Genomic DNA, 13,259 nt, shown 5'->3' on the forward strand with positions numbered 1-13,259 from the left:
CAAGCTGCAGCGACAGCGAGGGCATATGAGCACTTTATTCGCCATTTCACTCACTACTGGTATCTTGTCCGGAGTATGGGGATGGGTGGCAGTATCTTTGGGTTTGTTATCTTGGGCGGGCTTTTTAGGCTGTACCAGTTATTTTGCATCCCCAAAGAGCGGTGTTGTCGGTCTTTTACAAAGTTTGTTGACGAATATGGCAGGCGTTTTTTGGGCACTGGTTATTATCCATCTGTCCAATTTTGTTTCTCTTGAAATAATGGGTTATGTCATTACTGCTGTAGTAGCATTTTTCATGTGTATTCAAGCGAAGCAACAATGGCTGAGTTATATACCGGGCACCTTTATAGGCTCTTGTGCGACCTTTGCCGCTGATGGGAATTGGAGCTTAGTGGTTCCGTCTCTTATTTTAGGTGGCATATTTGGCTACTTAATGAAAGCAAGCGGTTTGTGGCTGCATCAGAAATCAAATCAACCTAAAACAAGTAATGACGCTAAGCTTTCTACACGAGCTTAATGCTTACTTTTAGGTTACCCCCGATTGATTAGTATTACGAAGTTTTGTCTTCCTTTTAATACAGGCACCTGGTCAGGTGCCTTTTTTCTTTCTGCGTATTTGTCTATCAACTAGGTATTGCCATTCGCCATTGTGACACACCGTTTCAATGTCCACCTCAATAAGAGTGGGATACATTCCATTCCTTTATCTTCACAGTGTGACACGATAGCTAAAGCCAGATCGGGCTTAGCAAACTTCTTCAATACCCGGGTAACTACTTTTTTGGCAGGAATAGGGTGATCGTGAGGGATTTTGATCATGTCTTTGAAAAAGAACTCAAAGCCGTTGTTATACAAGAAATGCTCAATGTCTCTATCAGGTAATTCGGTTAATCTGTGCCGTTCTTGATCGTGCTCGAGCTGAGCGCGAACCGCTGTCGCATACTTTTTCCCAGCTGCGTCCCCATCTGTAACCACATGCCAATCGATACCAAATGCTTTGGCAATCTTAATCAAGGAGCGAAGCCCAGATTGGGCAAATTCGATGATCTGAACGCCTTCTGCAGCTAAGTTATAGCCACATTGATTGGCGAGTTCGTTAAATAACCATACTTCGGTTTCGCCTTCCACAAGAAGCCAACAGCGAGCGAATAAAGCACCGGGCCGATGAAACCGGATATGAAAGCCAATCCGCCTTAAATCATCTTTCCCCAAACTTTGCTGAGATAGATAGCGAGTCACAGTGCGGTCTGATTGACGCACGAGACGTCGGATACTGTGGATTGGCACTTGTGCGAGTAAATCACCACTGTTGGTGGTTAAGATCTTTTGCATGGGGAGTAGTTGCAACAAGCTCCAAGCTCTTGCTAGGTGTGTAGGATGCAAGCGTCCTTCGGGATCTTCAATGATCAACAAAGGTCGAGCACAACGCCTTAACTCTGTTGGTCCTTTTGCTTGCAAATAAGCATTTAGTAAGCCCATAAAAAGTAAGCGAGTTTGTTTATTCTTGGTTTCTTCGACAACTTGGGAGATGCTTTTTTCGTTAGTTGTTGCACTGTAGAACAAACCATCTCGTTGCTTTCTTGGATTCTTACGTGAACTACTTTTAAAGCTAAAGTAGTGCTCAACCAAGGTATTCATTGAATTTAAACTACTTTTCATTTCCCCTTTATTGACATGACCAGGTAGCGCCATTAATCGGCGACAAGTGTTATTGATCCGTTTTTCGACGCGGGTGTTGAATCCATTGGATGCATCAAAAGGTCGTTCGAATCGGCGTGAGTCTTTAAGGCGAATAACAGGGTGTAATGTCATTAATTCAGCCGCTAGTTTCTCGGAATGGTGAAGAGGCAGCGGGTTGCCTTCGATGTCAAGAAATGCGTATTTGGTTTTTATGTCATATTGTTCACGAGTTGCGCTTAATCGATAAAAAATACGGTACTTGCCTTGCTCATCTTGCACCCAGATGGGTTTAATACGTCGATAGCGGCCGGCATTGATTTCATTCTTATCATTAGATATCAGGCTAAGCACGATTTGCAGGTGCTGTGATTGAGGATGAGCAATGGAATAGTCGACATGAAAATCGGTCATTTCGAATTCGTAGGGGACGCCTTCCGGAGGCAGCGCAACGGATAGGGCATCAAGTAAAGATGACTTACCCCATGTGTTTTCCCCAATTAATGTTGTCAACTCATCGAATGCGAGCGACATTCTTTTAATACCTCGAAAGCCGGAAATCTCAATTCTTTCTAACTGCATAAGTTAACTCCCGTAAGCTGCCAACAACGTCATACCACACCGTTTTATACAATTGCTGTTTCTCTCTGATTTTTAACAGTATTTCTAGAGTATTGATGTTTAGGTATATGGCCAAGCATACTTTAAGCTTAATAGAAAAAACTAATATAAGCAGAATGTTAGCTCACATATTGTTAGGTCAATGTCGATAACTATATGACCGCACTAACGCTTTTATGATTTCTTTTCAAAGTTATTTCATAAAAGTCACGATTCTGTCATGATCATTGCGCTAGGATGGAGATGAAAAATAGAGAAGACAAAATATGCAAGATAAAAACAACAAGCCAGTCTCTCTAACGCTGGCACACATTAATGACACTCATTCTTACTTCGAACCCACATCGCTGCCTCTGTATATCAAAAACGGTGAACGTGAATTGACGCCTTTCGTCAGTGCAGGTGGTTTCGCTCGTATTGCAACTCGTGTGCATCAACTGCGTGATGATGCAACACGGATGAAGCGAGGCTTCCTCTTCTTACACGCTGGTGATTGCTTTCAAGGCACCTTATACTTTTCATTGTTTAAAGGCGTCGCAAACGCAGATATGTTGAATGCGTTAAATATTGATGCAATGGCACTTGGTAACCATGAACTGGATATGGGTAACGAGCCTGTAGCGTGCTTTGCACAGAGAATCGAGTTTCCCTTGCTCGCAGGAAACTGGGATTTATCAAACGAATGCCAAGAAAAGGCCGTAAAGCTTTCAGAAAACACCAAAGTACATAGTTACGATGTTGAAGGACAAAAAGCGAATTGGATCATCAAACAAATTGATGGAGAACCAGTTGCTGTGTTTGGGTTGTCGCTCGATAAGATGGACGACATTGCAAACCCAGACGCGGATACGCCGTTTGTAAACGCACTAGAAACAGCAAAGAATACCGTGATGGCACTGCATAGTCAGGGCATCAATAAAATTATTCTGTTGAGCCACCTCGGCTACGAAGCGGATCTGGAGTTAGCAGAAAGTGTTTCTGGGATTAGCTTAATTGTGGGTGGCCATAGTCATGTGTTACAAGGTGATTTTAGCGATATTGGAATGGCTAAGTCCGATCCTTATGGCGTAAAAGTGAATCAAACGTATGTTGTCCAAGCGGGGTATCACGCATTAAGTGTTGGTCATTGTGAGGTCGATTTTGCGGCCAATGGTGAAGTGATTCGTTTTAATGGCAGAAACGAATTGTTGCTTGGTCGCCGATTGTTTATTGATGCAAGTATGAATGAAGCCGCGACTGATCAACCTCATCAACAAGCGTGTGACTATCTAAACCAACACCCAAATGTGGTGGTTTGTCAAAAAGACCCGCAAGTACAGAGTATTTTGGTGGATAAGTACATTCCAGAAGTTCGAAAATTGCAAAAGCAGGTGATTGCTAATGCTTCGCAACCATTAAGGCATGTAAGGATCCCTGATGAGCAGGGGCCAAGCCAGGTTGCCCCTTTAGTGGCGGAATCTTTTTGTTATCAGATGAATACACTTGGTCACAATGTGGATTTTGCCATTCATAACGCTGGTGGTGTTAGAACATCGCTCAATGCCGGCAAAATAACCGTAGCTGATATTGCAGGTAAGCTGTTGCCATTTGCCGTTCCTATTGGTGTATATAAGGTTAAAGGGCAGGTGATTGCCGCTGCGCTAGAAGGGGCAATTAACAATGCCACAAATAACGGCGTTGAAGGCACAGGATCAGGCTCCTATCCATATACTCATAACTTACGTTTTCGATATTTAAAAGCGTCACCGAAAGGTCAACGGATAGCCAATCTTGAAATCTATTCATCTGAGTTAGGTTGGCAGAAAGTCATAGCGGATAAAGTCTACACAGGCGCTTCTTCGGCCTACACAATGAAGGGGAAAGAAGGGTATGAAGCACTGCTGCAATTAAGTGGAGAGTCTTATATCAGCAATGAGTCGATGGCAGATTGCTTTATTGCCTTGCTGTGCTCAGATCCAGAAAAACTGACGTTAGAAACAACGGGTACCGCATTACTCGGTAAATAATTGGTATAAACGTTGCAGGCTACACCTATAAGGTTTGTGAATAAATAAAGCAGACAATTTAGGGGGAACCATGTGGGGTAAAGACTGGGTTGATATTGCTGTCGTCATAAGTTGGATCGGTATATGGTCCGCACTTGTTTATTTTGTACCAATGGGTGGTGTTTAAATCATCATAGATAAAAAGGCACATTTGAATGTGCCTTTTTGCTACTTATAAGGTGCAATTAATCTGATTTTTCCTATAGACAAAATTGGAACCTCAGGAGTAGAATCGCGCTGTTTGGGGAGTAGTCGCCTCTGGTTTACTTATCGTCATCTCGTTAGGCTCAGACCTATCCGGTAAGTATAAGTGCTAATACTGTTGGAAACAGAGTTATCACTTCGACGAGACCAACGTAATCAAATCAACTTTCAGGGTTTTTCTGAAGGTTTTCGTTTGTTTGCGGTAGGGGTCGTCGATATAGAAAACCGATCCCTCCGCGTTTGGAGGAATCATGACCCCAATGACTTATCTGGCTTTTGGCCTATTAACGCTATCTTTAGTTGTTCTCGATATTTGGCAAACCCGTGGCGGAAAAATTACCGTTAAAAAAGCCGCGCTATGGAGCGTATTTTGGTTTGTTTTAGCTTTCTTATTTGCAGCCAGTATCTATTTATTCTGGGATGTCTATGCACCAGACAGTGTTTATACGCCAGAAAAAGCGACAATCTCTTTTCTAACGGGTTATTTGCTCGAGAAATCTCTTAGTGTCGACAACCTGTTTGTTTTCGCGATTATTTTTCATCAATACCTTGTCCCTGAACATCTGCGTCCAAGAGCCTTGCTGTGGGGGGTTATAGGTGCACTTGTCTTAAGAGGCATCATGATCGGTGTCGGAGCTCAATTACTGGCTCAGTATCACTGGCTACTGTATCTATTTGCACTGTTTTTGATTTGGACAGGGATCCAACTTGCTCGTGATAAAGGTGATGAAGAAATTAATCCGCTACCAGAGAAGATCATTCGCCGTTTTGCGAGTGTGACTGATGGGTATCGAGGTAACGCATTAGTAGTAAGGGAGAATGGAAAACGCATGGTGACCCCAATGATGGTTGTTATTGGTGTCATTGCATTTATGGATGTGATGTTTGCACTTGACTCCATCCCAGCAATCTTTGCTGTAACGCGAGAGCCATTTTTAGTGTTAGCGGCAAACGTATTCGCATTGCTTGGACTACGTTCTCTTTACTTTGTATTGCAGGGGATGATGGATAAGTTTATTTATCTTAAACCAGCCTTGTCATTCATTATGGTATTCATCGGTGTGAAAATGATGTTAGTGGGTTCAAAGTGGGAAATCCCAACGTTATGGTCACTTACTGTCTTGTTGTCTGTGATGACCATCGCAGTTGTTGCATCGATTATGAAGCAGCGTAAAGAGCGTGCATTAGCTATCGAAACTTTGAATAGATAATCTAATATTAATCAAGAAGTAAGCCGCATTTTTTTATTTTAAAATGTAGTAATAATGTAAATGATAAGCGGCTTATTCTTTCTTTATTGAATTAAAAGATAAATCAAATGGTTTTTAATGCACTTTCATCGCGGTTTTGTGCATAAAGTGAAAGGGTAAATGTTAAGGTATTGTTCCATTAGAAAATCTAATTCTAAAATCTAATTTTTGTCATTTTTTGCTCAATGAATATTTGATTAATATTAGCACAACAAAACAAGTTACCGGATTATATAGAGAGGCAACCATGGCACAAGCAATGCACATTGATACTATCGCTGCTCCAACCTCTATGGATAAGAAAACCTACTCGGTTAACTTCAAAGGATTGATTGCACATTTATTAGATATTTTGTTTACAGACAACAGCTCTCCGCGTGCTCACTACGCGAATGATCTGTCGGTTCACATGCAAAAAGACATCGGCTTAAGTCGTTAAGTTCTGATAAATCGATTGAAAAACGCTGGCGCACATGCCGGCGTTTTTTTATGCCTTAAATAAGGGATTAATGAGTAACAAATAAATATTATGTGACGGCGTCACATTTTGTGAGCCAATTACTCAAACAAGGTAGGGAAATTCTTTAGATCTATAGTGGATAGGGAATAGGGTGAGTAAATTTGATAGAGATAAATAAAAAGCTCTCAATAATAAAAATATTGAGAGCTTTTAAAATATCACTTTTCGATAAGTAACGAGCATGACACGTTATCGTGCTGGGCTGCTACCTATGGAATTAAAATTACTTCTTACGGCAGTATTCTGCGATAACGTACATAGATTGGCCGCCGTTCGCTTTACCAGAAACAAGTTTAGGGTCGTCACCGATGCTGATGCCACGGATAACTGTACCTTGCTTGATCACTTGGTTAGTGCCTTTCACTGGTAGGTCTTTGATTACCGTTACGTCGTCACCTTTTTTAAGTTCAACGCCGTTGCAATCGAATGGTTTGTCGTCAGCAGACATTCCTTGCATTGCCCAGTTCATTTGCTCTTCTTCCATGTACATCATGTCTAGCGCATCTTGTGCCCAGCTTTCAGTATTTAGGCGAGTAAGTTGGCGCCAAGCAGTAACTTGTACTGCCGGTACTTGGCTCCACATGCTGTCGTTTAGACAACGCCAGTGGTTAATGTCTTTAGGTTCGTCGATTTCACCCAGACATTTGTCGCAGACCATGATGCCGTAATCTACTGTCACGTGGCTGTGCGGAGGAACAGCGTATGCCGTTAATGGCGCATCAGCAGCGCATAATTCACATTTCGATTGGCAGCGTTCTAGCATAGTAGATTCAGAAGACATAATGGACTCACATATATTAGGTGTTAATAACGCGGCTATTATGCACTTTATCCTCCTAAATGAAAGGGCTATTACCGAACGCAAGCGTTTAACCGAGTGGTTTTTACTTTAAATTGACTAAAGTTCAGCAGCTTGTAAACAGCTGCGTACCAAAAAGGTTAAACATGACACTGTCACATAACACAACTCACTTTACGCTCATTCTCATAGAGGTCATAATCCCATCCGATTCTAAATAGGTAAGGAACAAGATTTGGAACTGCTTTCAATTGATTTTTTGGGTAAGCCCCTTCGGTTAGAAGGTTCGATGGCTGGATGGCAACAGCTTTTTTGGAACAACCAGTTGGTTTCTCAGCTCGATGCAGATGCAGACAGAGGGGATGAGGATGTCCATGAATTTACGTTGTCAGATGGAGAACAACAGCTACATTGCCGGTTAGAGTCTACGGTTAGTTGGCAACCTTTTTCTTTTTCGTACCAAGTGTTGCTTAATGACCAAGTGGTAACTGAAGGAAATAGAGATACTCAAGATATTGAACGTCAGAAGCCTTACAATCCACCTAAGGCGGAAAGAAAGTTTAGCGTCATCGGTTTAGCATCACTTGCCTTAAAGGCATTTAAAAGCGCTAAGCTAATTAAAGTCGCGCTGGCTTCTGCCAGTCTGGCCGCTTATTCGTGGCTGTTTTCATTCCAATTCGCGATATCGTTAATTGCCTGTTTGGTTATTCACGAATATGGTCATGTGAGAGCCATGAAGTATTTTGGCATGAAAACAAAAGGCATCTATTTAGTTCCTTTCCTCGGTGGCCTTGCTCTTAGTGACGAGAAGATAAACACTCGTTGGCAAGATGTGGTGATTTCAATTATGGGGCCGTGTTTTGGTTTCATCTTATCGCTACTTTTACTGTGTATTTATCTCGCCACAGGAAACATGTTTTTTGCCGGGCTTGCTGCCTTCAATGCCTTTCTTAACCTATTTAATTTGCTTCCGATATTACCGCTAGACGGGGGACATATCCTCAAGAGCATCAGTTTCTCAATGAACAGTGTTACCGGCATTACATTATGTACATTAGCGGCGTTGGGTGGTGTTGTTCTTAGCTACTCGCTTGGGTTAACCCTGTTTGGTTTGTTGCTTGTGATGGGAACATTAGAGATCGTACTTGAATGGCGTTCGAGACATCAAAGTCATTTGTTGCCGCTTGATCGCTACGGACAAATTGTCGCTGCGCTTTGGTACGTTTCGTTAGTGGGCGGTTTGATTAGCATTATCTGGTTCTTTGCAGGAACAGGCGATACTTTGTTGCAGTTACCATTGCAAATACTAGGAACTTAACGTGTTTCTATGTTTGTCAGTGACAATACATAAATAAGGCCTATGCAATGCAAGGTGTAAGATTCAAATTGTGTGGAAGTGTCTTAACTAAGAGTTTTGACGGCTTCCTAACGGTTGAGTGTTTGCACTTTGTTATTGGAACTGTTTAATCTGGGACTCTCTTTCTTTACGCAAATATGGGAGTGCGAATGAAGTCAATAGGTTTACTTGGGGGAATGAGCTGGGAGTCCACCTTAACGTACTATAAGCTGCTCAATGAAGGGATCAATCAACAGCTAGGTGGCCTACATTCTGCAAAGATCCTGCTAAATAGTGTTGATTTTCATGAGATTGAAGCACTTCAGCACCAAGGCCATTGGGAAGAAACGGCCACGATTCTAACGGCGGCCGCTCAATCCGTAGCGCAAGCTGGCGCTGAGTTCTTAATGATTTGCACAAATACAATGCATAAAGTTGCCCCTCAAATTGAAGCGAATGTCTCTATCCCTTTACTTCACATTGCAGATGCAACAGGTGAAGCACTGATACGCCAAGGGATCACCAAAGTCGGATTACTCGGTACTGCATTCACGATGGAGCAGGATTTCTATAAGCAAAGGTTGGTTGATAAGTTTGGTATTGAAGTTTTTGTGCCAAATGGAGTGCAGCGTAAATTAGTTCACAACGTCATTTATAATGAACTTTGTCGTGGAACAGTTACTCGTCGCTCTAAGCATGATTTCCAAACGATCATCGACGATCTGTCCGCTGATGGCGCACAAGGGGTGATTTTAGGTTGTACTGAAATTGGAATGCTTATTTCAGATCAAGATTCATCTATCCCCGTTTTTGATACAACGAAAATTCATACTGATGCAGCGATTGCGTTGGCGCTGTCATGAAGAAACTTTCGGTTGCAGAGATTCAAGCAGAGCAAACCTTAGCTATTCGTCAGCAAGTCCTTTGGCCAAGTAAAGCATTATCAGAGCTAAAGGTAGCAGGTGATGATACCGCTTGGCACCTCGGTGGTTTTTCTGATGGCCAATTGTCTTGCGTCGCATCATTTTATTTCTCTGATCATGAAGTTAGGTTAAGAAAATTCGCGACCCTTGATACGTTTCGAGGACAAGGGCTTGGTAGTGTCGTTTTAGAGCATGCATTAGCACAATTTAAACAACGTGGAGTGGCGTTGTTTTGGTGCGATGCTCGAGAAAGTGCGATTGGCTTTTACCAGCGCTTTGGGTTAACGGTTGAAGGAGAGCGTTTTTACAAAGGCGAAATTCCTTATTTTAAAATGATCCTTAAACTGTGAGGCTATTTTAATTTGAACGGATGTCGTTTTATGTTGGTTATTTTATCGCTTTCGCATTCATTGATCTTGGTAATCATTACGTGAGGTGCTATACCCTTCATTGTTGATTAAACCAACAAGGATATAACAATGAAAAAGATAATCTTGCTCGCCGGACTGATGCTTCCTTCAGTTGCGGTTTCAGCGTCAGCGCTCAACGTAGAAATGATAGACCTTGCCTCAGGTACGCCAGTTGGCCATATTGTGGTTGGACAAACTGAATATGGCACGACGTTTACACCGTCGCTTAAGAATGTATCTACAGGTCTACATGGCTTTCATATACATCAAAACCCTTCCTGTGATAGTGCAGAAAAAAATGGCACAACTGTGCTAGGTGGCGCAGCTGGTGGTCACTATGATCCAGAGAATACGGGTAAACATGGTCACCCTTGGACTGACTCAAACCATTTAGGGGATTTACCGCCACTGTTTGCTGATGAAAAAGGTGACGTTAACCAACCAGTTTTAGCTCCCAGGGTTAAACTTGCCGATTTGAAAGGGCGCGCTTTAATGATTCACGCTGGTGGGGATAACCACTCCGATCATCCCAAACCTCTTGGTGGTGGCGGAGCTCGTCTTGTCTGTGGTGTAATCAAATAAAAAATGGGAGCCTATATGGCTCCCAAAATTGTTGAGCAGTGGCGTACTCAGAATGAAATTATTCTTGTGCAAACTTGTAAGTTCGATATCCACCCAATAGATTCTTGGCTTTAAAGCCGTTGTTGATTAACTGGCGGTACGCAACGTTACCACGTAACCCAACTTGGCAATAAATCACAATTTCCTTGTCCTTCGGAAGCTCGTTCATGCGATGACGAAGCTGATCTACAGGAATATTGATGGCACCCTTTATAAAGCCGACATTTTCTAGTTCACTAGGATTGCGTACATCAAGCAAAACTTGGCTGTCATTTAAGGTCTCAATTTCGTCAAAATGAATAGGGGTTGAATCACCCTTAATAATGTTACTTGCAACAAAGGCGGCTTGGTTAATTACGTCTTTTGCACTGCCATATGGGGGAGCGTAGGTTAATTCTATGTGCTGTAACTGTTCTACCGTCATTCCTGCTCGCTGAGCAACGGCCATCACATCAATACGCTTATCCACACCGCCTTTACCTGTAGCCTGAGCACCTAAGATTTTGCCTGTTTTTGGGTCAAACAGCATTTTGAATGAGACAATTTCGGCACCTGGGTAATAGCTGGCGTGGCTCGCGGTATGGACATAGACTTTTTCGTAGTCGATACCTTCGGCCTTTAATTGCTTTTCATTTTTCCCTGTAGATGCGATGGCGAGATCGAAGATCTTACAAATCGCAGTGCCTTGTGTACCTTGGTAGGTTTCTTGTCTGCCGAGCATATTGTCAGCGGCGATACGGCCTTGACGATTAGCTGGTCCTGCAAGAGGAACAAGGGTTTGACGCTGGGTTACAAAGTCTTTGTCTTCAACAGCATCACCTACGGCATAAATGGATGGGTCGCTTGTCTGCATTAACTCATTGGTATAAATACCACCAAGCGAGCCAATTTTAAGGCCAGCTTCTTGAGCTAACTTGGTTTCTGGGCGCACGCCTATCGCCATAATGAGAATATCGGTGGTCAGAGTTTCGCCATTATTCAAAGTTAAATTGAGTTTGCCTTCTATGTGCTGGTGTTCTTCGTTCTCACCAGAATCGATACTCGTAATATGTTTGTTAGGAAGGAACTCTACAGCCTCTAATGCGACTCCAAGCTGGAGTTGGATACCTTTTTCGCGTATTTCAGCGTGAACAAAGCCTGCCATTTCACGATCAACCGGAGTCATAACTTGGTCAGCCATTTCAATCAGCGTTGTTTTGATGCCAAGTTGGTGGAATGCTTCCATCATTTCAAGTCCGATAAAACCACCCCCGACAATGGTCGCATGTTCGGGTTTATTCATCTGTATTGTGTGGAGGATACGATCCATATCCGGAATATTACGAAGTGAATGGGTGAGTGGGTTATTAATGCCAGCGATTGGCGGAATAACTGGGCCAGCGCCGGGGCTTAGCAGCAAGAAATCATAAGACTCTTGGTACTCTGTACCGTCCAATAAGTTTTTCACACGAACGGTTTTATTTTGGCGATCAATGCTAAGGACTTCGTTCATCACACGCACGTCGACATTAAAGCGAGATAAGAAGCTTTCTGGGGTTTGTAGAAGTAACTTACTACGATCCTGAATATCGCCACCAATGTGGTAAGGCAAACCACAGTTAGCAAATGAAACAAATTCGCCACGTTCAAACATGATGATTTGAGCATCTTCACTCAAGCGTCGAGCGCGTGCTGCCGCTGATGCACCACCGGCGACACCACCTACGATTACGATTTTAGTCATTGATAACTCCAATTATTTAAAGCCTAATTTCTTGAAGAAAAGAGCAGCAGGGCAAAAACCAGTAAAGGCGCTTTGTATCAGGTTAACGCCGATGAACACTGTGAACCAAATAAATCCACTATGCACGGTGAGTGTCAATAACACCGAGATCAAAACCATTAATCCTGCGAACACGCGTACGACATTTTCTAGTGACATGACTCTGCTCCTTACCATTCATTTCAAAATCTATAAGAACTATAATTTCTTAAATTAGAAAAGTCTAATGTTAAATTATCTAATTTCACTTAGGCTAAATTAGTCTTGACTAAATAATGTTATTTAGTAAGCTCTAAATTAATAACTTTTAGAAATTTATAATGGTAAGAAGTCATGGATATAGCAGAAATGCAAAGTAACGCTACTGAAGCGGCCGATCTTCTAAGGATCATGGCACACCCTGATCGCCTTATGGTGTTGTGTCAGCTTACACAAGGTGAGGTTGGGGTCGGTGCATTGCAGTCTGGTTCCAATTTAAGCCAATCCGCGTTTTCGCAGCATTTAACGGTACTTCGTAAGCACAATTTGATCTGTGCGCGCAAAGAATCACAACAAGTCTTTTATTCACTTGCTGACCCAAGAGTTGAGGCCCTAATTCAAAGCCTACATTCAATTTTTTGTGGTCATGAAGTGTAATTAGTAGAGGTAGAAAATGGAATTAATCATTCCTTGGGAATCACTGCTGGGTGGAGTTTTACTGGGAATTTCAGCGTCAATTTTGTTACTCGTTAATGGAAAGATCGCCGGCATAAGCGGCATTGTGAACGGGTTATTTATCTCTAAAAAGGGGGATTACTCATGGCGGCTACTGTTTGTCGGTGGAATGATGGTTGGCGGTGTGTTTAGCGCGTTGTTGCTTGGAACGACAGTGCCGACATTGTCAGAAACCCCACTGCCTTTGATCATCATTGCAGGTATGTTAGTTGGCTTTGGAACCCGTATTGGTAATGGTTGTACAAGCGGTCATGGTATTTGTGGTATCGGCAGGTTGTCGAAGCGCTCCATTGTTTCAACATGCATTTTTATGTTGGTAGCTGGACTGACTGTTTACGTTCGTTTGCATCTACTTCCAGTGTTATGAAAAGAGAAGA

The 13,259-nt window shown here is 42.5% G+C and carries 14 protein-coding genes; 10 read left to right on the forward strand and 4 right to left on the reverse strand.

Going from position 1 to position 13,259, the window contains the following annotated elements; all coding sequences use genetic code 11:
- Positions 1–25 precede the first annotated feature (25 nt).
- Complete coding sequence (locus ACQEXU_RS02580) at positions 26–517, forward strand: DUF1097 domain-containing protein (RefSeq protein WP_367989885.1); 492 nt, start codon at positions 26–28, stop codon at positions 515–517.
- Positions 518–627: 110 nt separating this feature from the next.
- Here the strand turns inward: ACQEXU_RS02580 and ACQEXU_RS02585 are convergent, their stop codons facing one another.
- Positions 628–2,259: a DUF2813 domain-containing protein gene (locus ACQEXU_RS02585; protein ID WP_367989884.1), complete on the reverse strand. Its 1,632-nt coding sequence runs from the start codon at positions 2,257–2,259 to the stop codon at positions 628–630.
- Between the two features lie 305 nt (positions 2,260–2,564).
- Between ACQEXU_RS02585 and ACQEXU_RS02590 the strand changes: the two genes are divergently transcribed.
- From ACQEXU_RS02590 to ACQEXU_RS02600, 3 genes are all read left to right on the forward strand, one after another.
- A complete protein-coding gene (locus ACQEXU_RS02590) occupies positions 2,565–4,304 on the forward strand; it encodes a bifunctional metallophosphatase/5'-nucleotidase (RefSeq protein WP_427009552.1) in 1,740 nt (579 codons plus the stop codon).
- A gap of 494 nt (positions 4,305–4,798) precedes the next feature.
- Positions 4,799–5,758, forward strand: a complete 960-nt coding sequence (locus ACQEXU_RS02595) for a TerC/Alx family metal homeostasis membrane protein (protein WP_427009553.1) — start codon at positions 4,799–4,801, stop codon at positions 5,756–5,758.
- Between the two features lie 286 nt (positions 5,759–6,044).
- Entirely contained in the window at positions 6,045–6,236 is a 192-nt protein-coding gene (locus ACQEXU_RS02600) for a hypothetical protein (RefSeq protein ID WP_367989881.1), read from the forward strand.
- Between the two features lie 304 nt (positions 6,237–6,540).
- On the opposite strand, the gene ACQEXU_RS02605 is transcribed toward ACQEXU_RS02600, so the two are convergent.
- Positions 6,541–7,098 (reverse strand): PhnA domain-containing protein, encoded by a 558-nt coding sequence (locus tag ACQEXU_RS02605; protein ID WP_367989880.1) that lies wholly within the window; start codon positions 7,096–7,098, stop codon positions 6,541–6,543.
- Positions 7,099–7,351: 253 nt separating this feature from the next.
- Between ACQEXU_RS02605 and ACQEXU_RS02610 the strand changes: the two genes are divergently transcribed.
- The 4 genes from ACQEXU_RS02610 (at position 7,352) to ACQEXU_RS02625 (ending at position 10,367) form a co-directional block, all read left to right on the forward strand.
- The gene (locus tag ACQEXU_RS02610) at positions 7,352–8,434 is read left to right on the forward strand and encodes a site-2 protease family protein (RefSeq protein WP_427009554.1); all 1,083 of its coding nucleotides are present in this window, start codon (positions 7,352–7,354) and stop codon (positions 8,432–8,434) included.
- A 188-nt stretch (positions 8,435–8,622) separates the two neighbouring features.
- Positions 8,623–9,315 (forward strand): aspartate/glutamate racemase family protein, encoded by a 693-nt coding sequence (locus tag ACQEXU_RS02615; protein WP_427009555.1) that lies wholly within the window; start codon positions 8,623–8,625, stop codon positions 9,313–9,315.
- On the forward strand, positions 9,312–9,725 hold the full coding sequence (locus ACQEXU_RS02620) for a GNAT family N-acetyltransferase (protein ID WP_427009556.1): 414 nt from the start codon (positions 9,312–9,314) through the stop codon (positions 9,723–9,725). The genes ACQEXU_RS02615 and ACQEXU_RS02620 overlap by 4 nt, the downstream gene beginning before the upstream one ends.
- Before the next feature lie 129 nt (positions 9,726–9,854).
- The gene (locus ACQEXU_RS02625) at positions 9,855–10,367 is read left to right on the forward strand and encodes a superoxide dismutase family protein (protein WP_427009557.1); all 513 of its coding nucleotides are present in this window, start codon (positions 9,855–9,857) and stop codon (positions 10,365–10,367) included.
- 58 nt (positions 10,368–10,425) lie between these two features.
- Here ACQEXU_RS02625 and ACQEXU_RS02630 read toward each other — a convergent pair whose 3' ends face one another.
- A complete protein-coding gene (locus ACQEXU_RS02630; protein WP_427009558.1) occupies positions 10,426–12,129 on the reverse strand; it encodes an FAD-dependent oxidoreductase in 1,704 nt (567 codons plus the stop codon).
- 12 nt (positions 12,130–12,141) lie between these two features.
- Positions 12,142–12,327, reverse strand: a complete 186-nt coding sequence (locus ACQEXU_RS02635; protein WP_427009559.1) for a YgaP family membrane protein — start codon at positions 12,325–12,327, stop codon at positions 12,142–12,144.
- 174 nt (positions 12,328–12,501) lie between these two features.
- Between ACQEXU_RS02635 and ACQEXU_RS02640 the strand changes: the two genes are divergently transcribed.
- Both ACQEXU_RS02640 and ACQEXU_RS02645 read left to right on the forward strand, forming a co-directional pair.
- Positions 12,502–12,804, forward strand: a complete 303-nt coding sequence (locus ACQEXU_RS02640) for a metalloregulator ArsR/SmtB family transcription factor (RefSeq protein ID WP_427009560.1) — start codon at positions 12,502–12,504, stop codon at positions 12,802–12,804.
- Positions 12,805–12,820: 16 nt separating this feature from the next.
- On the forward strand, positions 12,821–13,249 hold the full coding sequence (locus ACQEXU_RS02645; RefSeq protein ID WP_427009561.1) for a YeeE/YedE family protein: 429 nt from the start codon (positions 12,821–12,823) through the stop codon (positions 13,247–13,249).
- Positions 13,250–13,259: the final 10 nt, after the last annotated feature.

It is taken from the genome of Vibrio sp. TRT 21S02, from assembly GCF_050113675.1.
Lineage (GTDB): Bacteria > Pseudomonadota > Gammaproteobacteria > Enterobacterales > Vibrionaceae > Vibrio.

Bases quoted from the DNA above. Each gene is read 5' to 3' on its own strand.
- ACQEXU_RS02635 (WP_427009559.1), bottom strand. From the start codon at position 12,327: ATGTCACTAGAAAATGTCGTACGCGTGTTCGCAGGATTAATGGTTTTG.
- ACQEXU_RS02640 (WP_427009560.1), top strand. From the start codon at position 12,502: ATGGATATAGCAGAAATGCAAAGTAACGCTACTGAAGCGGCCGATCTT.
- ACQEXU_RS02605 (WP_367989880.1), bottom strand. From the start codon at position 7,098: ATGTCTTCTGAATCTACTATGCTAGAACGCTGCCAATCGAAATGTGAA.
- ACQEXU_RS02620 (WP_427009556.1), top strand. From the start codon at position 9,312: ATGAAGAAACTTTCGGTTGCAGAGATTCAAGCAGAGCAAACCTTAGCT.
- ACQEXU_RS02580 (WP_367989885.1), top strand. From the start codon at position 26: ATGAGCACTTTATTCGCCATTTCACTCACTACTGGTATCTTGTCCGGA.
- ACQEXU_RS02595 (WP_427009553.1), top strand. From the start codon at position 4,799: ATGACCCCAATGACTTATCTGGCTTTTGGCCTATTAACGCTATCTTTA.
- ACQEXU_RS02585 (WP_367989884.1), bottom strand. From the start codon at position 2,259: ATGCAGTTAGAAAGAATTGAGATTTCCGGCTTTCGAGGTATTAAAAGA.
- ACQEXU_RS02615 (WP_427009555.1), top strand. From the start codon at position 8,623: ATGAAGTCAATAGGTTTACTTGGGGGAATGAGCTGGGAGTCCACCTTA.
- ACQEXU_RS02645 (WP_427009561.1), top strand. From the start codon at position 12,821: ATGGAATTAATCATTCCTTGGGAATCACTGCTGGGTGGAGTTTTACTG.
- ACQEXU_RS02600 (WP_367989881.1), top strand. From the start codon at position 6,045: ATGGCACAAGCAATGCACATTGATACTATCGCTGCTCCAACCTCTATG.
- ACQEXU_RS02630 (WP_427009558.1), bottom strand. From the start codon at position 12,129: ATGACTAAAATCGTAATCGTAGGTGGTGTCGCCGGTGGTGCATCAGCG.
- ACQEXU_RS02625 (WP_427009557.1), top strand. From the start codon at position 9,855: ATGAAAAAGATAATCTTGCTCGCCGGACTGATGCTTCCTTCAGTTGCG.
- ACQEXU_RS02590 (WP_427009552.1), top strand. From the start codon at position 2,565: ATGCAAGATAAAAACAACAAGCCAGTCTCTCTAACGCTGGCACACATT.